This is a genomic window from Planococcus sp. SE5232 (genome assembly GCF_050686535.1).
Taxonomy (GTDB): Bacteria; Bacillota; Bacilli; order Bacillales_A; family Planococcaceae; genus Planococcus.
Window position 1 is genome coordinate 105,027 of record NZ_JBOGCP010000001.1, and the last position, 21,005, is coordinate 126,031.

Genomic DNA, 21,005 nt, shown 5'->3' on the forward strand with positions numbered 1-21,005 from the left:
AGGGATGAAAAGCAGCAAGGTTGGCCGATTCGGCTGAACCAGGCTGCTTTTTCTTATAGTTAACTAATATGGATATGTTACAATATCCATAAATTATCAACCGCTAATATTATTTAGGAATTTTTGTATAAAAATCGGTGGAGGCGCCTCAAAAAGGAGATTTGATAGATGATAGAGGTATTTATATGGATTGTTTTCAGTTTGTTGGGGATTCAATTACTGATTTTGACTTTGCTGATTGCCTGGAAAATGAAAAACCTGGCTGTTGAACACACCATAAAAGAAACAATGGAGACGTTAAAGCCTCAATTCCGGCAGTATATAGAGGGTTCGCATGAAACTGAGCCTGGTTTGCCTGTTGCGAAGAAAAACCGGTTCAAATTGATGGAAACCATGCTTGATGAATTTGCATCCGAAGGTTTTCAGGGCGAACAGAAAGCACGTATCCATAGATTGGCAGAAAAGCATTTAACGGAATATTATCGTCATATGCTGAAAAAAGGCCAATGGGCAGAGCGCATCAATGCGTTGTATTTTATCGAAGATTTCCGGCTTTTTTCCTTAAAGGAAGACATTTATCAGCATTTCAAGAAAATCAGCCAAAGGGATGAAGAATTTCGCCAATGCATCCGTGCTTGTGCCACTTTGCAGGAAGTGCGGTTGATGGATGCCGCCATTGAAAGTAAAGACCTGTCATTCGGGATGATCAAGGAATTGCTATATCGCCTGGATCAGGATTTACTCAAATTGACGCTGGAGCGGATGCAATTGAAAGAGGATATCTCAGAAAATATGCTTTACGCCTTCATCAGTTTCAGCGGAGAGCATCAGATTGACATGCTCTTCCCGTTTGTCGAAAAAAAATTACAGGATGAGCGTAAAGAAGTCCGCTTGAAGGCAATGAGCAGCTTATGCCATTACAAAAAAATGGTGAATCCTGCTATTCTTTCCGGCTTTTTCGATTCAGCACACTGGCAAGAGCGGATGTACGCAGCTAAGCTGGCGGGAGCCTGCCATTTTGATCAGTACAAACCCCATTTGATTTACTTGCTGGCGGACAATGTATGGTGGGTCCGTTTTGCAGGGGCTGAAAACCTTAAATTCTTTGAAGGCGGCAATCGGGTGCTGGAACAGGTGGCGGCTGATCACGCGGATGCATACGCCAGAGATATTGCCAGGCATATGCTGACACGTGAAGGAGGGATCCTCATATGAGTGGAACTGGCATCGCAGTAATCATCGAAATTATTTCCTGGGCAATCATCGCTTATATGCTGGCGGCCGGTGCGACTTATTTGATTCTGTTTCTGGTCGCCAGCCCGAAAATCAGTAAAGAGAAAAAATTGAACCGCCAGGAGCAAATTGAGGAAATGTCGATCAATAAAGACACATATCCTATTTCCATTCTGGTTCCCGCCTATAACGAAGAAGCTGGCGTGGTCAGCACAGTCCGTTCCTTACTGAATTTGAATTATCCCCAATATGAAATCATTGTAGTCAACGATGGGTCAACGGATAGGACTAGTGAAAAAGTACTTGCCCAATTCGGGATGGAACCGATTGAACTGGCGATCCGGACTCACTTTAAAACTGGAGAAATCAAACGGGCTTATCGCTCGACTTTTCATCCCCATTTGTTCTTGATTGAAAAAGAAAATGGCGGAAAAGCGGATGCATTGAATGCTGGAGTCAATTTCTCAAGATACCCCTATTTTGCAGCAATCGACGGCGATTCGATCCTCGAACAGGATGCCTTGCTGAAGACGATGAAACCGATTGTGGATTCAAGCGGAATGGTGACTGCGACAGGTGGGACTGTGAGGATTGCCAATGGTTGCAAAATTAACCGTAGCGTCATCGAACAGGTGGCATTACCGAAAAAGCCATTGGAAGTCATGCAGATTATCGAATACTTCCGTGCTTTTCTGATTGGCCGTCTTGGGTTCAGCCGGGTGAATATCCTGCTGATCATTTCAGGGGCATTCGGCGTCTTTGAGAAAAGCCGGGTCATTAAAGTGGGCGGCTATAAAACCGATACCGTCGGTGAAGATATGGAGCTGATTGTCCGCTTGCACCGGTCCATCAAAGATGAAAAATCAAAGCAGCGGATCGAATATATCCAGGATCCGGTTTGCTGGACAGAAGCGCCGAGTACAGTAGCTTCCTTGCGGGCACAGCGCATTCGCTGGCAAAGAGGCCTGGCAGAAACTTTATGGACGCATCGCGGAATGATGCTCAATCCGAAATATAGAGGAATCGGGTTATTTTCGATGCCTTATTATGTCTTTATCGAACTATTGAGCGCTGTCTTTGAAGTAATGGGTTATTTCATCATCATCGGCGGGTTTGCCTTCTCCTTCATTGAGACGGACATAGCCGTTATCATGCTGCTGGTGATGGTGCTGTACGGTTCTCTCTTGTCTGCGCTTGCTGTGCTGCTGGAGGAATGGACCTACCATAAGTATCCTACGGTCAGAAGTATCCTCGTCCTTTATGTCTATGCACTGACTGAGACGTTCTGGTATCGGATCCTGATGAATTTCTGGCGTGTGCAAGGTTTGTTCTATGCATTCAAGAAAAAATCAGTATGGGGAGACATGGAGCGCAAAGGTGTGTTCTCCGATGACGAACAAAAAGAAGGAAGCCTGTAAAGGGCTTCCTTCTTTTTTAGTTGGTTTACGTCACTCTGTCTCGTCAAAAGTCTCTTGTAAAATATAATACGATTGCTTCAACCGTTCATCAGTTTTCGGCAAGCCCCAAGGTTCCCAGGAGTACCGGGCAGCTTTATCGGCCTCAAAGGTTTCAACTGCTTTTCCGTCCGGTCCGGTTAAACTGGCGGTGACATCCAATCCGTCGATCGTTTCGGAAGATTCGATCCCCTCTTTCCAGAGATCGCCGATAAATTCGTGCTTCGCCGGGTCTTTGGCATTCAGCAACATCCATGGAATTCGGATTTCCATGATTCCCGTCCCCTTATCGTAATAATAATCATTCAAGGAATCATAATTTTCATGTTCCGGGTTGGCGATGCCGAATCGAAGGACCCCAGTTTCATAGGCATCAAATGGATAAATTTCGCCTGTGTCCGGACGAACAAATTCTTTGTTCAAAGCCAATCGGATCGGATGGAAGGTCGATTCGATCTTTTCTTCCGCGGGAATCATTTCAAGGCGTTCATGATAATCATAATAGAAGCTGTCGTAATCGCCCGCCACCTGCAAACGTGCCTGCTCCAGGTCTTCCACTTTCAACTGGAAGTCCGCCAGAAACTCTGTTTTCTTCAAGGCATCAACCGCGATGCCTTGGTCTTCACGGGTGCTGAAATAAAGAGTGAAATCCTGTTTGTCCCACCAGTTTTTATTGGCTGGATCGAATTGGGCTTTAATGTAGACATACCGCTCATCCGAATCCATCTCCAGTGCTCTAAGAGCTCCGCTGTCTTTTTCGTAAAGGGTTTGGCCACCTGACCAGTCATCCTCGCCATCGACTTTCACTTTATGGCGATCAAAGCTCAACAGACCGAATTGCTGCTCGTTGGTTTGGGCATTCGACCAGAAAGGCCGTTCGTTCGGATTGTCATAATCCATCGTATTCCACGTGCGTTTGAACCACTCATCCTGCCAGGTGAAAACCATACCGCCAAGCATGCCTTCTTCAAGAATATCTTCATATAGACGGTTGACGATTTCACCTTGCTGCTGTTCGGAAATGAATCCTTGGTTCCAGCCGAACGGATTTTCATGGGTCATGCCGCGTGAAGCTGGAACACCGAACTCGGCGATGACAATCGGCATGTCGTGTGAATCGTTTAAATCCTTCAAGTAACCGGCGTAGTTATTAGCTTCGCCGCGGTGATCAACATATTCGGTATAGCGCTCTTCTAAATTCAAGAAATCCGGATAGTACGGATAAACATGGTAGGAAGCAAACATACCGACTGTATCCGTCATCCCTTTTGTTTTAATGTGGTTTGGGTCAACAGTGGCTAAGTCTTCCAAGTAGCTTGGCTCCGCTGGGTGTTCGATATTGTCAGTCGTCACCCAGTTGGTGAAGCTGAGGGGGCGCATGCTTTGGTATTCGTCCAGCTCATATTCCGCAAGGCGATCCAATTGCTGCGCCAGCCAATGCTCCATGGGGGTGGCACCTTCTGTGTAGACGTGGGTTCCCTGATAATCACCCAAGTCAGGGTAATCGAGTTTCATCTGATGGACAGCTCCAGGATACCATTCGATGCCGATCATCCAGCCGATGACATAGGAAGAGATATCCGTCTGGTAAGTTCCATGGGCATGGCCAGGCTCCTGTTCGACCACTGCTTCGCCATGGATGACATCAACAATTTTCTCAACTTCATTCTGGAAGCGGTCTGTGATGTCGGGAGTAAAAGCGTCCAATGTCTCCACCAACGGCTCTTCATCGATCCATACACCGTGATACAGGTAAAGCGGCTCTTTTGCGCTGGCATTATAAGCAGCGAATGCTTCGTAGAAAGCTGGTGGATGAAGTGTATAAATGCGGATTGCATTGGCATTCATTTCACCGATTGCTTGGAACCACCGGTCGTATTCCTCCCGCGTAATCGCGGCTTCTCCAGGGAACGTTCCGGGTTTGGCCATCCCCATATTGACGCCTTTGATGGTGAACGGCTGCCATTCACCATCCTGGTATACCTCAAACGCCTGGCCGTTTACACGGGAAGGGTAGGCGATGCCATCCTTCTCGGCTGTAGTTGCTTTGGCTGCTTCGATCTCAGTATTCTCATCTTCGGTCTTTTCACTTTCAGTCTTCTTATCTTCTGTATTCGCCAAAATGGTCTCCATCATTGGTAGGTAAGTCTGCCAGTAAAAACTCTTTTCGGCATCCAATGATTCCGTTGAGATAAATGAACGAAGTGTTGAAAATCCGGCATAGCGGTAAAAACTTGGGGTATCATCAATATCAACAAAATCCCCGGCAAAATAGTAAAGGTCTGCTCCGTTCTTGGATTGATGGAACACGGCTGGAAAGTTTTCAGGAATGCCGGCAGCTTTCAACTTCTCGCTGCCCGTGCTTTCGAGATCCCATTGATAGTCTGCCAGTACCTCTGTACCGGCAGCCGCCTCGTTGATATCAAACCAATAACCGAAAGAAGGACTATCCGCTAAAGTGAATTGATCAGCGCCTTTTTCAGTAAAGGCAAGGTGAATCCCGTTGGCGCCGACTTCTCCGGATTCTTCGGAAAGAACCACGATTTCTCCTTTAGCATCGTTGACCAGGACAAAGCCAGCACCTTCAAAATTCCATTTCATATCGTTTTTTTCATAATTATCTACAATCCACTGAGGCACTTCGCCTTCAGGTGCCTGAAGGTTTACAAAATGGCGGCCACTCCAGCCGCTCCATTTGAGTCCCAGAAACTCGTTCATATCTTGCGCCACTTCTTTTGGCGTCGGGGAGGCGAAGGTATTGAACTCAACAACTAAATCCGTACCTTGAGATTGAACCTGCTTTTTAATGGTCTGCCATTCATCCATTTGAAGTCCGCCCAAAATCATAGATGAACTGCCTGGAGTTTTTTCCGATGATTTCCATGGAATATCTTCTTCATAAACACCATAGGAATCCGCCAGATAGATAAGGTCGGTTCCAGATAGATTTTCGGGTAAATCCCGGGTTGTATAGCTGTTCTCTTTTTCATCAGGGACAAATCCATAATAATCGCTGTCTGCCTGATACGTCTTATTGTCTTCTGACACGTAGCGGTGGTGATTCAACAGCCAGGTCAGTCCTTTATGTTCCCGGTAACTTTCAGTTGGAACCGTTTTATCAAGTATCGCCACATTTACTATTTTTTCTTCCTTAAAGAACCAGATGATAATAGGCAATAGAAGGATAGCAATGATTGCTGTTATAGACAGCAGAGTCTTCTTCATCAATACCACTCTTTTCTATTTACAAAATATAACTCAAAAGACATTATAGCTTAAAAATTATTAAAAATAGATAAATTTTACCTATTTTTTTCAAAATAAAAAAGACCCGAATTTGTCGGGTCTTTTCATCATCTTTAGTTTTGAACGTTGCTTTCTTCCTGGTAAACCGGTACCCATCCTTCAGTTGTTACAAAGATGCGAACCGCTACAACTTTCCGGTCATCTGCAAGCGTAAAGTAATGGGTGATGTTTTCAGGAACCGAGATCAAGTCGCCTGGCGTCAGGTGAACTTCGAAAAAGCGCTCGTCTTTTCCTTGGATGATGAAGACGCCATGGCCGCTGACGATATAGCGCACTTCGTCGTCTGTATGGATATGTTTGCGCTGGAAGTTCTTCAAGAGCTCGTCCAGCTTCGGGTTGGAGTCTGACAGGGAAATGATATCCGCTGCCTGGTAGCCGCGGCGCTCTGAGATGTCATCAATTTCTGTTTTGAATACCTGAAGGATTTCTTCTTTGTCTTCATCGCTCAAGTCGAACTTTTCACGAAGATGCTCCGGCAATTTATTGTTGTCCCAATGTTCATAAACGACTTCCTGCTGCTCGAGAAATGCTGCCACCTCGTTTTGTGCTTCAATTGTTTCGTCTGTTCCTTGAATTTTAATGATAGCCATTAGAATCTTCCTCTCTTATTTTAACTGTAGTTGCAACGCTAATTGGTATTGAAATAAAAACTCGCTGGCTTCAAGCAGCTTTTTCGCTTCAAAGCCGTCTTTTCCCCAAACGGTAATGCCATGGTTGCGGATCAGCACCGCACCTTTGTCGGCGGCAATATAAGGTTCAAAGGCTGCGGCGAGCGTTGGAATATCGGCGTGATTGGGAATGATGGGAATGGTCAGTACAGCATCCTCTTCCCATAATCCGAATGCCTTGATCAATTCCTGTCCCTTGAAATCGATTTTTCCGGCATCGCCGTATAACTCGGAAATGACATTATTGGCGACTGTATGGACGTGAAGACTGCAGCCGGCCTTTGTCTTTCCGTAAATCGCACAATGCAGCAAAGTCTCAGCCGAGGGTTTCAACGGTGTTTCTGCAGCCGGCTGGCCGTTGGCATCGACGAGCAAAAAGTCTTCATCGGTCCGTTTTTTCTTGTCTTTTCCGCTGGCGGTGACAAGAAATTCGAGTGGTTCATCTGCTACCTTAATGGCTAGATTTCCGCTGGTTCCCATAAACCAGTCGCGAACTGCCAATTCATCTTTGACATCCGCCAATTCCAGCCATTTTTCCCGCCATGCTGTCATGACTTCACTCCTATATAGTCATCGACGATCGCAATGACTTCGTGGAACGTTTCAAACGGTTCGTAGGCGATGTCAGCTTCTTGGCATTTCTCAGCCAATAAATCCCTGGCGATGACGAAATCGGCTTCTTTGGCGGCTTCCCAGTCACTGATGGAATCACCAATGACGATACTTTTCGTGCCGGTATCCAAAAGGTCCCGAATGACAGATGGCTTACAGCATCCGCAGCCCTGGCTGCTGCATTTTTCATCGCAGCCATGCGGGAATTCCAGTTTGATGACATCTTCTGAAAAGTCGGCACCGTTGCAATAGATGCCGTCAAAAGGTCCAAAAGGTTCAAGGAGCGGATAGACGAAAAAGTCGATTCCACCACTGACAATGTATAAAGGCAACTCCTGTTTTTTCGTATAAGCGACAAAGTCGCTGAAACCTTCCCGTATTTCAGCCTGTTCCAGAACATATGAAATAATTTCATCTTTTGCCGAAACAGGGAGCAGGGAAAACATTTTCGCCACACCTTCACGTATCGAGATGGATTGGTCAAGAATTCGGTCTTTGACTGGTTCCCAGCCCGTTGGATCAAACTGTTTCATAATAGCGATGATGTTATCATTGGCCGTTACAGTACCATCAAAATCGCAAAAAATAATCGGTTTGTTCAATCTGTTCACCCCCATAGCTCAAGAGCCGTTTGTAGTTCTTCGTGTTGTCCAGCGGCATCCTGTAAGGATTCTCCCTGAAGCACCGCATCTATTGCCTGTCTGAAGGCACGGCCGCCTCCAGCTGCGCCAGCCGGATGTCCATGAATTCCACCGCCGGCATTGATGACACTATCAATCTCGTAATCAGCCAACAGTAAAGGCACAAGCCCTGGATGGATTCCGGCAGAAGGTACCGGGAAGCTTCGTTTCAATGGGCTATCCCTGGTCAGTTCCTTGCCGAGTGCAAGAGCAGCTGTTTTCTCCAAGGCAACACTGCCGTAAGGAGAAGGAAAGAGGGAGAAGTCTGCACCGGCATAGCGGATCAGTTTCCCGAGTGCGAGCGGCGCAGCTAGGCCATAAAATGCGGATGAAGTGAAGGCACCACTGAATGCAGGATGCGCCATCAACGGCAAACCGATCTCATCATCTTCCGCCAATTCCTGCAGCACATCGAGACCGTATGCGTGGACGTTGAACAATAAGGCATCCGCTCCCAGCTCTCGTGCTTTTCTTGCCTTCCCTCTCAGGTCGGAAGTTCTGCCCGATAGGTTCACCGCATAATAGGTACGATGGCCCGTTTCTTCGTAGACATTCTCCAGTACTCTTTTACCCGTTATGATGCGGCTTTCGAATGGAGTCAGCGGATTGTCGAACAAAATTTCGTCGTCTTTGACAAGGTCTACGCCGCCTAAAGCCTGCTCGCGCAATTGAGCAGACAGAAAATCCAGATCGCGGCCGATGACGCCTTTGAATATGCTCATCAGAAGCGGCCTTCCGGCTACGCCAAGTGTATTGCGAATTTCTTCTATGCCGAAGCGCGGGCCGGGAAAGTGGCTGAGCAAATCATGGCTGAAATCCAAATCCAGTAGCTTCACTTCACCATCCAGGGATAGTTTGCCGAAAACCGTGGTCAGGATGGCAGGCAAGTCGGCTGAAAAATTGATGCTCGGGTAGGCAATCTCGAGTTCTGCCTTTATCAGCTCCGGCTTCAATGGATGGCTGTCTTCTGCGAATTCTTCGATGGAGACAACATGTCCCTTATGGTGTTTCAGTTGTGCCTGTTCAAGCAGCGGCAAGTCTGTCCAGGAGCCGATTGTCAGACCCAAAGCGATGCCTTCCGCTTTTTTTTCGAAGGAACCGGGCTTTCCATATACTTGATAAGTAGCAGTCAATACGCTCATCTATTCCACACTCCCATGCAATTTTAAAAATAAAAAACCTCTTCAAATAAGAAGAGGTTAAGGGCGTTAACAACTTCTTATTTCTCAGCCATCGGTTCTGGCTGCAAGAATTAGCACCGTGTCCACCATTGGACCGGTTGCCGGGTATCGTAGGGCTTGTCCCTCCACCTGCTCTGAATAAGAAAGATATGAAATTGGGTAAAACAATTTTATAGGTTCAATCCAAAATAAGTAAGTCGATTTAATACAGTAAAGTAATTCTGATTATTTCATGTGCGCAGAAGTCTGTCAACTCTGTTATCAAAAAACTGTTTTTATTTGAAAAATCCGTTGACAGTCAATTCTGAATCGTGATAGGATTCTCTTCATAAACTTAATAGTAATACACGTAGTACTCTTATCAAGAGCTGGCAGAGGGATTTTGGCCCGATGACGCCCAGCAACCGACCGTAATACCGTTGTGAGACGGGGCGCTTTGGCGCCAGGATGAATTTCCTGTAAGGCACGGTGCTAATTCCATCAGAAATTTAATTTCTGAAAGATAAGAGGCATGGAATCTCTTATTCTGGCCTCTTTCTTTTTGAAAGAGGCTTTTTATATTGCAGAAGAAAGGAAGATAAATGATGACTCTTACTGTTCCAACCACTTATAAAGCATTAACTGAATCGACGGCGATCGCATTGGCGAAGGTTGTCCACCCATTCGATGGCGATGCCCGATTGACTTGCCGGGAAATTGGCGACGGCAACTTGAATTATGTCTTTCAGATTGAAGATCCGCAAACCGGCAAGCGGCTGATCATCAAACAGGCGCTGCCATATGCGAAAGTAATCGGTGAAAGCTGGCCGCTGACCTTGAAGCGGGCGACCATTGAAGCCAATGTCCTGAGAAAACACGGAGAGTTCGTTCCTTCATTGGTACCCGCAGTCTATGCTACGGACGAAGAACTGGCCATTACGGTAATGGAAGACTTGTCCCATCTGGAGATTGCAAGGGAAGGCTTGGTCAACGGAAAGAATTTCCCGAGGCTGTCGCAGGATATCGGCGAATACTTGGCGGAGACTTTATTCCATACATCGGATTACGGCTTGCATCCTTTTGAGAAAAAGGGATTGGCTGCTGAATTCTCCAATCCGGAGCTCTGCAAGATCACGGAAGACCTCGTCTTTACAGATCCCTTTTTCGATGTTGAAACCAATGCGTACGAACCGCAGCTCCAATCAGCGGTAGAAGCGATCTGGAGCGATCGTAAGCTGCAGCTGGAAGTAGCGAAATTGAAGAAGAGCTTTTTGACTGAATCGGAAGCGCTGCTGCACGGCGACCTTCATACCGGCAGCATCTTTGCGAGCCAAACGGAAACCAAGGTCATTGATCCGGAATTCGGCTTTTACGGTCCAATCGGATTCGATGTCGGCTTGTTCTTGGCAAACCTCATGTTCCAGTCCATCACGCGGGAGGATGGAGATCGCCAGGTAATTGTAGATCATATTGAAAAGACATGGGAAGTTTTCGCTTCCCGCTTCACTGAGCTATGGAAAACAGAGAGTGTCGAATCGTTTAAAGAGACAGAAGGCTATTTGGAGTACGTACTTGAGAAGGTGCTGACAGATGCAGCCGGTTTTGCGGGATGTGAATTGATCCGCCGGACGATTGGCTTGGCGCATGTCAAAGACTTGGACAGCATCGAAGATACAGAAAAAAGAATCCACTTTAAGAAACAGGCGCTGCGGGCAGGACAAGCATTAATCCTGAAGCGCCAGCAGACAGCGTCGATTGGGGATGTACTGCAAATTCTGGAGGAGGCGCACACATGAGCATTCCTTTATCCATCAAATGGGACGGCCAACAGCTGACTATTCTGGATCAGCAGAAGTTGCCGCATCGTATTGAATACTTGACGCTTGAAACGGTGGAAGACGTGTACGAGGCTATTTTTTCATTGAAAGTCCGTGGAGCACCTGCAATTGGCATCACCGCCGCATATGGACTGGCAATCGGGGCTCAGCGGCACGATACAGATTCACTGGAAGCTTTCCAGCAATATGTCGAAAAAGACGCGGCGTATTTGAACGCCTCAAGACCGACTGCGGTCAATCTCGGTTGGGCGCTCAGCCGTCTGAAAGATAAATTAAGCGAAGCGGAGAACGTGCCACAAGCAAAGCTTCTGTTGTTGGCGGAAGCTGTGAAGATCCACAGGGAAGATGAAGAATCCTGCCGCAGCATCGGCGAACATGCGCTGGTACTGCTGCAGGGGCAAACGAAAGTCATGACGATCTGCAACGCCGGTTCGATCGCCACCGCCAAATATGGCACAGCTTTAGCGCCGTTCCATCTGGGAAGTGAGCGTGGCCGGCAGTTTGAAGTGTTCGCCTGTGAAACCCGCCCGGTCTATCAAGGCGCACGTTTGACGGTATGGGAGCTGCAGCAGTCGGGAGTCGATGTCACGCTGATCACCGACAGCATGGCAGCACACACCATCGGAGCGAAAGGCGTGGAAGCCATTATTGTCGGTGCGGACCGCATCGCTGCAAATGGCGACACGGCCAATAAAATCGGCACGTATAATCTGGCTTTGTTGGCGAATGCATTCAAAATTCCATTTTATGTAGCGGCGCCGGCATCGACTTTCGATCTGTCGATTGAAGATGGCACTGCGATTCCGATCGAAGAGCGCAACCCGGAAGAGATCACCCACATGAATGGACAGCCGGTGGCACCACTCGGCACAAAAGTATTTAATCCGGCATTTGATGTCACACCGGCACATCTCATTACAGCAATCATCACTGAAAAAGGCATCATTCAATCCGATTATCAAAAAAACATCCCTGATTTGCTTGGTGCATCTGCAGGAAAAGGAGAAAGAATATGAAAAAACAATCCATTTGGCTGCTTGCCGCACTTTTATTTATCAGTATTTTATTGGCTGCCTGCCAACCACAAGGAAATGTCAACGAAGAAACGACTTCTTCAGATACCGAGGCTGAGGCTTCAGATCACCCGCTCGCAGGCAAGGAAATTGCTTTGATCATGCAAATCAACCTAGGGACATTTTCTGCCCAGTATATTGCAGGTGTAGAAGAACAGGTTGAAAAATTCGGAGGCAAAGCGACAGTTTTCACTTCTGAAGGTGATTTGGCGAAAATGGCGTCCAATCTGGATGCAGCAATCAACCAGGGCGTCGATGGCATCTTAATCGACCACGGAACAAAAGAAGCATTGAACCAAGGGGTTGAAAAAGCACTTGAAGCAGGGATTCCGGTAGTAGCGTTTGATGCAGGAATCGATGTAGAAGGCGTTGTCTCTTTGGAACAGGGTGATCAGCAGATGGCTGAAATGACTTTGGAAAAACTGGCGGAAGATGCCAATGGCGAAGCCAATATCGTGAAAATCTGGACAGCCGGATTTGCACCAATGGAAAGACGCCAAGTGGCATATGAAAAATTCCTAACTGACAACACGGGCATTAAGGAAGTCACATCATTCGGTGCGGCAACCAACAATACGGCACTGGATACACAGTCACAGATGGAAGCTGTGTTGAAGCAATACCCGAATGAAGGGGAGATCACAGCGGTATGGGCGGCTTGGGACGAATTTGCAAAAGGTGCAGTCCGTGCCATTGAACAAGCAGGGCGTACAGATATCAAAGTCTACGGCATCGACATGAGTGATGAGGACCTGCAATTGATGCAAAAAGAAAATAGCCCGTGGCTGGCTTCAGCAGCTGTGGATCCGACGGACATCGGACGCATTCAAGTGCGTTACCTGTACCAGCTGTTGAACGGTGAACAACCGGAAGAAAAAGTGATTTTGGAACCGGTTTTCGTGGAGGCGGAAAGCTTGCCGGAAGAAACGGTGACAACCGAAGAATTAAGCGAATATGTAGAAGGCTGGGGCGCAAGTGAGCAAGGGTATACGGATGAGCTGCGCGAACTGGAAGGCCAATAATCTTCACCATCTCAAGCTGTCCTGAAAGATGGGGCAGCTTTTTTTACCAGAAAGGGGCATCTCAATGGCAGGACCTTTACTATCGATGGCCGGCATCGGAAAAAATTTTGGACCGGTAACAGCATTGCAAGGAGCGGAATTCCATTTGGAAAAAGGCGAAGTCCATGCCATTCTCGGCGTCAACGGGGCAGGAAAAAGCACCTTGATCAAAATTCTGTCGGGCGTCTATCAACAGGATGAAGGAACGATTCATCTGGACGGCTCCGCCATTCGGCTGGAGTCGCCGAAAGCAGCGAAAGAACAGGGAATCTACTGCGTTTATCAGGAAGTGGATACGGCCATTGTGGCTGAATTGACTGTAGCAGAAAATATCCTGCTCGACACATTCTCCGGCAAGGGGAATCTATTCGTCTCCAAGCAGAAAATCAATAAGCGAGCCTATTCAGCATTGCTTGAACTTCAAGCGGAAACCATTGACGTCCAGCAAAAAGCGGCAAGCCTGACATTGGCGGAAAAGCAGATGGTGCTGATTGCCCGAGCATTGGTGCATTCAGCGAAAATCATCATTTTCGATGAACCGACGGCTCCGTTGTCGATTCATGAATCGGAAAAACTGTATGCCGTCATTTCAAAATTAAAAGCGCAGGGGGTTGGATGTGTCTTTATTTCCCATCGCTTGCCGGAAGTGTTTGAAATCAGCGATCGGATTACGGTTATGCGGGAAGGGACGCTTGTCAAAACCTATGATACGGCAGAAGCCGATCAAGATGGTGTGATCGAAGCGATGCTCGGTGCAGCACTCAGCCACGAATTGGAGCCGCGGGCGCATGACATCGGAACCGCTTTGTTGGAAGTCGATCATTTGTCCGATGGGCAAAAGCTCAAGGATTTGTCGCTGACGGTTGCAGCGGGTGAAGTAGTGGGTGTCGTCGGACTGGTAGGGGCAGGCAAAACGGAACTCGCCAAAGCATTATTCGGCGGAACCCCTTTAACAGCCGGAACAATTAAACTGGCGGGGAGCGCAGCTAAAATCAAACATCCGGCAGATGCCATCAAAGCAGGGATAGCGTTGATTCCGGAAGAGCGGCGAAAAGAAGGCTTGTTTGTCCAGGAATCGCTGGAAGCCAATGCTTCATTCCCCAATCTGAAAAAGTTCTCCAAGCGCCTGTTGATGGATCGAAAAGCGGAAAAGCGTTTTGCCGATGAGATTATTGAACGGTTGCGCATCAAAACTGGCAGTACAGAAACACCGCTTGTCCATTTGAGCGGCGGAAATCAGCAGAAAGTGGCGATCGGCAAATGGATTTCCCTCGATTCCGCCCTGTACTTGTTTGATGAACCGACAAAAGGCGTCGATATCGGTGCCAAAGTCGACATCTTTAAACTGATCCGCCAATTGGCCGAAAGCGGCAAAGGATGTTTGTATTTTTCAAGTGAGATTCATGAGGCCATTGGAATTTCCGATCGGATTCTCGTAATGTACAACGGTCAAATCGTGAAGGAGTTATCACGACAAGAAGCGACCCAAGAAAGGATTTTATTGTATGCAAGTGGCGGAAAAGAAGAACTTGGGGAAAGGCAAGAGCTCGGTGAAAGACAACGCAATTCAGTTTCTGTTTAAATATGGCGCCATCGCATTACTGGTCTTCATTATTTTTTATTTCAGCACGATCAGTGATGCTTTTTTCACATATGGTAATTTTACGGATATTTTGCGTTCAATCTCCATTGTGACTTTACTGGCTTTAGGCGTGACGTTCACGCTGGTGGTGGATGGTTTTGATCTGTCTGTAGGTTCGACGATGTCTTTATCAACCGTCGTTTCCGCCTCATTGATGGTGTGGTACGACATGCCATTGTGGCTCGTGCTGATCCTGCCGTTGCTGATCGGGGTTGCAGTCGGAGCGGTCAACAGCTTTCTGATTGTCGTCATCGGCATTCCGGATCTGCTGGCAACTTTGAGCATGATGTATATCGTGGCTGGTTTGCACCGGACCTATACGGAAGGCTATTCGATTTATAACAATATGCCGCTGACTTCAGGAGGCACTGCACCCGGCCAATTGTCGGAAGCGTTCCTGTGGATTGGCCAGGGGCAGATGCTGGGTCTGCCGGTTCCGGTATGGATCATGCTGGTGATGGTCCTGGCTTCTTATGTAGTGCTCAACCATACCCGTTGGGGAAGAGTGCTCTACATGACTGGCGGGAACGCCGAAGCGGCTACGCTGTCAGGTGTCAACGTCAAAAAAGTGAAGTTCACTGCCTACGTCATATCCGGTATCTTTGCTTCTATGGCGGGCATCCTGTTTACGGCACGTGTAGGTTCCGGACAGATTGACGCAGGTGCACCATTGATGATGGAGGCGGTTGCGGCTGTCTTTGTCGGCTACTCGGTATTAGGGGCGGGAAAACCGAATGCACTCGGTACATTTTTCGGAGCGGCTGTCATCGGCATCCTATTGAATGGCTTGACGATTCTCAACCTTCCTTATTACGCATTCGACATCATCAAAGGAGGCGTGTTGGTCGCTGCACTGGCAGTCACTTATGTATACGCCAAAAAGAAATTCTCCAAAACATGATTCGCAAACAAAGAGGCTTCCTATACGGAAGCCTTTTTGTTTGTCATTATTTATCCGGCGTATAGCTGGCAATGAGGACGCCTGAGTCTGTGGAACGGATTTCCTGGAGATTGAACATTTTCTGGTCGGCATTTTCCTTGAACAGCCGTTTTCCTTCACCTAAAACGAGCGGAAATGTCATTAGATGCAATTCGTCGATCAAATCATGCTTCAATAAGGTTTCGATAAGCTCGGCACTGCCGTAGACCAACAGCCGCTGCCCAGTTTTTTTCAGCCTGGCAACTTCCTGCGGCACATGGCTGGTGATCAGGCGGGCATTCCATTCTGTGCGTTTCAAGCTGGTGGAAACCACATACTTCGGCAATTTGTTCATTCGTTCGGCAAATCCCTCTTCATCTTCTGCCGCTGGCCATGCTGCCGCAAATCCTTCATACGTGACCCGTCCGAGCAGCAGTGCATCAGTGCCGAACAGCAGATCCAGTTGGAACTTGGCTATCTCATCATCCCAATAAGGCGCAGTCCACGAAGGTTCCTCCATGACTCCATCAAGCGTCAAATACATCGCTACAACAATTTTTCCCATGACCATTCTCCTTTGCGAATGAAATACGAACGGGTGGCCCTTTTATACGGAAGTAATTTAGATAAGGAGCAGAGTCTATAGTAGATTTAATTCGAGCTCCATTTAAAATACCCTTTAAATCGAGCGGAGCAACTGAAAATATTCGGCCAGTTGGATATAGATAGGAAAAATAGAAAAAGTTAAATTTTTTTGCTAAAAATCGACAGTTCTTATTACTTATAAAGTAAACTATAAATACCATAAAAAGGGGAGTGATAGATTATGCATTGCAATAGCTGCACAGTAGCGGCCCTCAAATTCGAAATCAAGCTGGAAGGTCAGATGAATCTTTCAGTTTTACAAATAGTCATAGATCATTTGGGAAGAAGAGAAATAGAAGTTGCCGTTAAAGGGAATAAGCTGCAGATGGATGAAAAAGGAGCGCGTGAGTTCCTGGATTTTTGCAGGGATCTGCTGGATATGGACCAAGTGACGTTCCGCATCAATCAGGAATCCTGGCAGCCAGTAGAGGGGATGTCCCAGGTTTTCGCAACCGAATGGATAGACGAGGTCATCAAAAACGAACGTTTGACCTGCCATTACCAGCCAATTGTGGATGCGGATGAAAAGATCTTTGCCTACGAAATGCTGGCGCGCTTTCAAAACGAAGACGGTTCGATGATCTATCCCAATGAAATTTTTCCCGCTGCAAAAACCCGCGGACGGTTGTATGCTTTGGATCGGGTCTGCAGAATGACTGCTGTAAAATATGCTGCTGCGCTGAAAGGGGAGAAGGCGTTCATCAATTTTATCCCCACATCGATTTATTCGCCTGAATTTTGTCTGCGTTCGACAATTTCATTGTCTGAGCAATTAGGCGTCGATTCGAAATCTCTGGTGTTTGAAGTGGTGGAAACGGAAAAAGTAGACGACTTGGATCATTTGAAAAAAATCCTGACTTATTATAAAGAAAAAGGATTCGATTACGCATTGGATGACGTGGGTGAGGGCTACAGTACCATTGAAATGCTGGCAGATTTGAAGCCCAAATATATGAAGTTGGATATGCAGTTTGTCCAGGATGTTGCAACGGATACGGATAAGCAGAAGGTTGCCGAGAAGTTTCTGAAGAAAGCTTTGGAAATCGGTTCTGTGCCTTTGGCGGAAGGCATCGAAACGCCTCAGGACTTTGATTGGCTGAAGCAACGGGGATACCAATTGTTCCAAGGCTATTATTTTGGGAAACCGGCGGCATCGCCTTTGTACGAAAAACAGTTGGAAGTATAAAGTATAAGACAGAAAAAAGCGTTGAGAAACTGAATTCTCAACGCTTTTTTGAATGGTCATTGTTGTTTGATGAAGCTTAAAATATGTTCCACGAATGGTTCGGTCTTCTCGATCTGTGTCCAGTGTCCACATTCATTGAACACATGAAGCTCTGCGTGCGGCAATAGCTCGATCAGCCGGTAGCTCGTGCGCTCAATCGGGATGACCTGGTCGTTCAGGCCATGGAACAGCAGTGCCGGAATCTGGATCTGGCGGATTTCGTCGTCCGTCAATGCCAGTTCATCGAGCTTGTTCTGACGCGGTTCCGGGAACATCGCCTCGAACGATTGCTTGACGTCCGGGCGCATGCTCGCTTCGTAGCGCAGTCGGACGAGTTCCTCATTGTTTGCCGCTTCCTGGTTATAGGAAAACAATTTAATCAGCTCGCGCATAGACTCTAGGCTTGCTTTATAGCCCCATACCCGTTCTAATCCTTCTGAAATAGGGAATTGGATGCCTGCACTTCCCATCAGTATTAATTTTTTCACTAAATCTGGCCGTTGTAAAGCGACATGCAGCGACAAAGCGCCGCCCATCGAATTGCCCACCAGATAGACCGGGCCATCCGATACTGCTTCAATAAAGCCGATCAAATGCTCGACCCATAAATCCACGGGATAGTCGTTGCTTTCCCGTTTATCCGTTTCACCGAAGCCGATGATGTCCGGAGCGAATATATGGTAATTCTCACTCAGTGTCGGGATAACGAGGCGCCAGTTCGCAAAAGCAGAAACGCCGGGGCCGGAGCCGTGGATGAGGATGATGGTTTCCTCCCCTGTCCCTTCCTCGTGGTAATGCGTGTTGATGCCGTTGATGTCGATGAATTTTGAAGCGATGTTTGCAGTTGTTGTCATCATCATTCTCCTTTCATTCTTTTAAATGGACCGGAGGAAACTATTGCTAGTTTCCTCCAGCCCTTTTCAGCAAATGCCGGGACATTCTTTTCATCTATTCGTGCGTGAAACGGCATCCTTATTCAACAGGTGTTTTTGTTCTCACCGGTGTTGCGTATTCAAAGAATTCCGCAGGCAAGTTGGAACCGTGCCAGACGATCGAGTGTTCAAGGTCGGCGCCTTTCCACTCGATTGTTTTCCAGGCTGGATCAAAGATCTGGTAGCCGGAATCCCCGAATAACTCAACCCGGTTGCCGCCAGGTTCAATTACATAGAGGAAGGCAGCTTGCGTTACACCATGCTTTCCTGGACCGGCTTCAATCTTAAATCCAGCTTCAAGCAATAAATCGGAAACATCTGCCAAGTGCTGCGGGTAGCCGTACCAGTAGCAGATATGGTGCAGACGGCCTTTTTCACCGAGTGCATCGCCCATGACCGCGATATCGTGCACCAAGTTCGTGACGCTCAGCCAAGCCGCAACATCTTTGTCGTCTCCGTCCAAGATGCGCTCGCGCACTTTGAAGCCAAGTGCTTCTTCCAAGAACGCGACGTTCTTGTTCGTTTCGCTTGCCGATAAGTTTACATGGTCGATTCTTCGGACTGGCACCCCTCTTGACGGACGCTTTTGCGGACGGTTCAACAACGGTGTTTTCTGGTCTTCGGGTGCCTGGTAATATTCTACATCCCATAGGATTTCCATCTTATGACCATCCGGCAAAGTGAACTGGTACGCACGTCCGTGCCCAATGTCGCCATCGATCCAGCCAAGGCCATAGCCTGTTGCTTCGATCACTTGCGCACGGCGTTCCAGCGCCTGTGGAGAAGTGGCGCGCCAGGCAACATGCCCGAGCCCGGCTTCGTCATTGGCAGTGATGATCAAGGTGTTGTGGTAAAAGTCTTCATATGCCCGCATATACACCGAATTGCCTTCACGGTGGGATTCTTCCATTCCTAGAATCTCCCGGAAGAATTTCACCGAGCCTTCCACATCCGTACTGTAAATTTCCACATGGGCTAATTGTGCAACATCTAAAATCGGTTCTTTTGTCATTTTAACTGCCTCCTCAGATTTTTTTACCACGTTGGGTTTCCTTTAAAGCCGAAAATGGACTTTCCGTAAGCTGCCAGAGAATCTTCGTATAGATGTGTTGGGTGAACTGCGACTGTTATGAGGTCACGGAGAAACATCTCTGTTGGATCTGTTTTGAAAACAGAGTTGCCGCCCAATGTCAGCATGACACGCAATGCCATTTCCGCAGCACTTTTTGCAACATACCCCCGAATAGCGAATAGTTTTTCGCGCTCATCTTCTTCCAGGGTCACCATGCTGTTTTTTTGATAGTAGGTCAATTTCTCAACATACTCATTCGACAAACCTTTTAATGCGCTCAGTTGGATTTTCATTTCCGCTAAGACGCGCTGACTGCTGGCAGCCTCTTTTTCATTTTGCCCATTATTGAAAATGCGGATGCGGTTCTCCGTTTTTTCCTGGAAAATTTGCAGGAGCCGTTCGATTCCACCGATTTGAATAAACTGGAAGCCCATCAAAAAGAATTGCATATACGGTACATTCGCAATTTGATAATCGGGGTCGTAATTATCTTCCCCAAGGCCTTCGCCCGCCATTACACGCGCCATTTTAAACACTCGGTTAGGCGGAATGTAGACATTGTCCACTAGTACGCCGTTGCTTCCTGTGCCCCGCAACCCCAATGTATCCCAGTTGTCTACGATTTTCACGTCATCTTTATGGACGATGTACATGCTGTACTCGGGATCCGAACGATCTTTTAGTTTTGCAACAGCACCCAGAGCAATCCAATCGCTCCATAGAACGCCACTGCAGAAATTCCATTGGCCGGATAGACGGTACCCTTCTCCGTCGTCTGTAACTTTTCCGACCGGCGCAAAGACATCAGCCATCAAGCCGCCATCATTGAAAAGTTCATCCCGGCTTTCTTTCGGAAGGAAAGCAGGCCATGTTTCATGGATAACAAAGAAATAGCTTAACCAGGCTGCTGGAACACTGTGATAGGCGATGGTCCGAATCATTTCGCCGAATGTGAAATAATCCAGGTCCTGGCCACCATATTCTTTGGGGCGCAGTAGTTTATGAAATTGAGCTTCTTTAATTTTTTGGATAACCTCGTCGGAAAGCTTGGCATTTTTTTCTGCTTCAGAAGCGTACTTTTCGGCAATCAGTCCAATTCCCTTTGCTTTCTCGAGCAATTCTTCTCGGTTCAGTGTTGTTTGTTGGACTTCCAATTGATTGATTGACATTTCCATTCCTCCTTTTGGTAAGCGTTTTCAAAACCTCTTTATCAGTGGTTTGGAATTAAATGAATCATAACAGCCAGAAAAATCAGAAAATAGATACGAAAGCTATGGAAATTATGAAGACTTTAAAACATATCCGTTTAAATGATTTTTCAATATACGGATAGTCGAAAGCATAATTATTATTTTTGTTGTTTAAAGGGCCTTTATAATTCCTTTAAAATCAATTAATGCTTTTTTTATATAGTTAAATGACTATATGATTTAATTTTGTTCGGTTTGAATCCCATAGAAAAAAGCCTTATCTCTGCGTAATGAG

17 protein-coding genes and 2 riboswitches are annotated in these 21,005 nt (G+C 47.0%); of the genes, 8 read left to right on the forward strand and 9 right to left on the reverse strand.

Translation table 11 applies throughout. The features are described from left to right. The first annotated feature begins 168 nt into the window (after positions 1–168). Both ACRC6Q_RS00460 and ACRC6Q_RS00465 read left to right on the forward strand, forming a co-directional pair. Positions 169–1,215, forward strand: a complete 1,047-nt coding sequence (locus tag ACRC6Q_RS00460) for a HEAT repeat domain-containing protein (RefSeq protein ID WP_431465483.1) — start codon at positions 169–171, stop codon at positions 1,213–1,215. Then, positions 1,212–2,651 carry a glycosyltransferase gene (locus ACRC6Q_RS00465; RefSeq protein ID WP_223636169.1) on the forward strand — a complete coding sequence of 480 codons (1,440 nt, stop codon included), beginning with the start codon at positions 1,212–1,214 and terminating at the stop codon, positions 2,649–2,651. The genes ACRC6Q_RS00460 and ACRC6Q_RS00465 overlap by 4 nt, the downstream gene beginning before the upstream one ends. A gap of 30 nt (positions 2,652–2,681) precedes the next feature. Here the strand turns inward: ACRC6Q_RS00465 and ACRC6Q_RS00470 are convergent, their stop codons facing one another. From ACRC6Q_RS00470 to mtnW, 5 genes are all read right to left on the reverse strand, one after another. Continuing rightward, entirely contained in the window at positions 2,682–5,912 is a 3,231-nt protein-coding gene (locus ACRC6Q_RS00470; protein ID WP_431465484.1) for a hypothetical protein, read from the reverse strand. A gap of 134 nt (positions 5,913–6,046) precedes the next feature. After that, entirely contained in the window at positions 6,047–6,583 is a 537-nt protein-coding gene (locus ACRC6Q_RS00475; RefSeq protein WP_223636173.1) for a 1,2-dihydroxy-3-keto-5-methylthiopentene dioxygenase, read from the reverse strand. Between the two features lie 15 nt (positions 6,584–6,598). Next, a complete protein-coding gene (locus tag ACRC6Q_RS00480) occupies positions 6,599–7,213 on the reverse strand; it encodes a methylthioribulose 1-phosphate dehydratase (RefSeq protein WP_431465485.1) in 615 nt (204 codons plus the stop codon). Further along, entirely contained in the window at positions 7,210–7,875 is a 666-nt protein-coding gene (locus tag ACRC6Q_RS00485; protein ID WP_317851914.1) for a 2-hydroxy-3-keto-5-methylthiopentenyl-1-phosphate phosphatase, read from the reverse strand. The genes ACRC6Q_RS00480 and ACRC6Q_RS00485 overlap by 4 nt, the downstream gene beginning before the upstream one ends. Before the next feature lie 5 nt (positions 7,876–7,880). After that, positions 7,881–9,095 carry a 2,3-diketo-5-methylthiopentyl-1-phosphate enolase gene (gene mtnW / locus ACRC6Q_RS00490; RefSeq protein ID WP_223636182.1) on the reverse strand — a complete coding sequence of 405 codons (1,215 nt, stop codon included), beginning with the start codon at positions 9,093–9,095 and terminating at the stop codon, positions 7,881–7,883. A gap of 74 nt (positions 9,096–9,169) precedes the next feature. Continuing rightward, a riboswitch (SAM riboswitch) is annotated at positions 9,170–9,279 on the reverse strand. A gap of 210 nt (positions 9,280–9,489) precedes the next feature. Beyond that, positions 9,490–9,643, forward strand: a riboswitch (SAM riboswitch). 75 nt (positions 9,644–9,718) lie between these two features. Between mtnW and mtnK the strand changes: the two genes are divergently transcribed. From mtnK to ACRC6Q_RS00515, 5 genes are all read left to right on the forward strand, one after another. Continuing rightward, the gene (gene mtnK / locus ACRC6Q_RS00495; protein ID WP_431465486.1) at positions 9,719–10,909 is read left to right on the forward strand and encodes an S-methyl-5-thioribose kinase; all 1,191 of its coding nucleotides are present in this window, start codon (positions 9,719–9,721) and stop codon (positions 10,907–10,909) included. Further along, positions 10,906–11,967, forward strand: coding sequence for an S-methyl-5-thioribose-1-phosphate isomerase (gene mtnA, locus ACRC6Q_RS00500; protein ID WP_431465487.1), 1,062 nt, complete (start codon positions 10,906–10,908; stop codon positions 11,965–11,967). The genes mtnK and mtnA overlap by 4 nt, the downstream gene beginning before the upstream one ends. Continuing rightward, entirely contained in the window at positions 11,964–13,046 is a 1,083-nt protein-coding gene (locus ACRC6Q_RS00505) for a sugar ABC transporter substrate-binding protein (protein WP_223636188.1), read from the forward strand. Before mtnA ends, ACRC6Q_RS00505 begins: the two co-directional genes overlap by 4 nt. 64 nt (positions 13,047–13,110) lie before the next feature. After that, entirely contained in the window at positions 13,111–14,667 is a 1,557-nt protein-coding gene (locus tag ACRC6Q_RS00510) for a sugar ABC transporter ATP-binding protein (RefSeq protein ID WP_431465488.1), read from the forward strand. Then, positions 14,591–15,628 carry an ABC transporter permease gene (locus ACRC6Q_RS00515; RefSeq protein ID WP_223636194.1) on the forward strand — a complete coding sequence of 346 codons (1,038 nt, stop codon included), beginning with the start codon at positions 14,591–14,593 and terminating at the stop codon, positions 15,626–15,628. The genes ACRC6Q_RS00510 and ACRC6Q_RS00515 overlap by 77 nt, the downstream gene beginning before the upstream one ends. A gap of 46 nt (positions 15,629–15,674) precedes the next feature. Here ACRC6Q_RS00515 and ACRC6Q_RS00520 read toward each other — a convergent pair whose 3' ends face one another. Then, entirely contained in the window at positions 15,675–16,211 is a 537-nt protein-coding gene (locus tag ACRC6Q_RS00520) for a dihydrofolate reductase family protein (RefSeq protein WP_431465489.1), read from the reverse strand. Positions 16,212–16,472: 261 nt separating this feature from the next. On the opposite strand from ACRC6Q_RS00520, the gene ACRC6Q_RS00525 reads away from it, so the two are divergent. Beyond that, entirely contained in the window at positions 16,473–17,477 is a 1,005-nt protein-coding gene (locus ACRC6Q_RS00525; protein ID WP_431465490.1) for an EAL domain-containing protein, read from the forward strand. Between the two features lie 56 nt (positions 17,478–17,533). On the opposite strand, the gene ACRC6Q_RS00530 is transcribed toward ACRC6Q_RS00525, so the two are convergent. The 3 genes from ACRC6Q_RS00530 to ACRC6Q_RS00540 form a co-directional block, all read right to left on the reverse strand. Continuing rightward, complete coding sequence (locus ACRC6Q_RS00530) at positions 17,534–18,370, reverse strand: alpha/beta fold hydrolase (RefSeq protein WP_431465491.1); 837 nt, start codon at positions 18,368–18,370, stop codon at positions 17,534–17,536. A 118-nt stretch (positions 18,371–18,488) separates the two neighbouring features. Next, on the reverse strand, positions 18,489–19,460 hold the full coding sequence (locus tag ACRC6Q_RS00535; protein ID WP_431465492.1) for a catechol 2,3-dioxygenase: 972 nt from the start codon (positions 19,458–19,460) through the stop codon (positions 18,489–18,491). 23 nt (positions 19,461–19,483) lie between these two features. After that, a complete protein-coding gene (locus ACRC6Q_RS00540; protein WP_431465493.1) occupies positions 19,484–20,689 on the reverse strand; it encodes an acyl-CoA dehydrogenase family protein in 1,206 nt (401 codons plus the stop codon). Positions 20,690–21,005 lie beyond the last annotated feature (316 nt).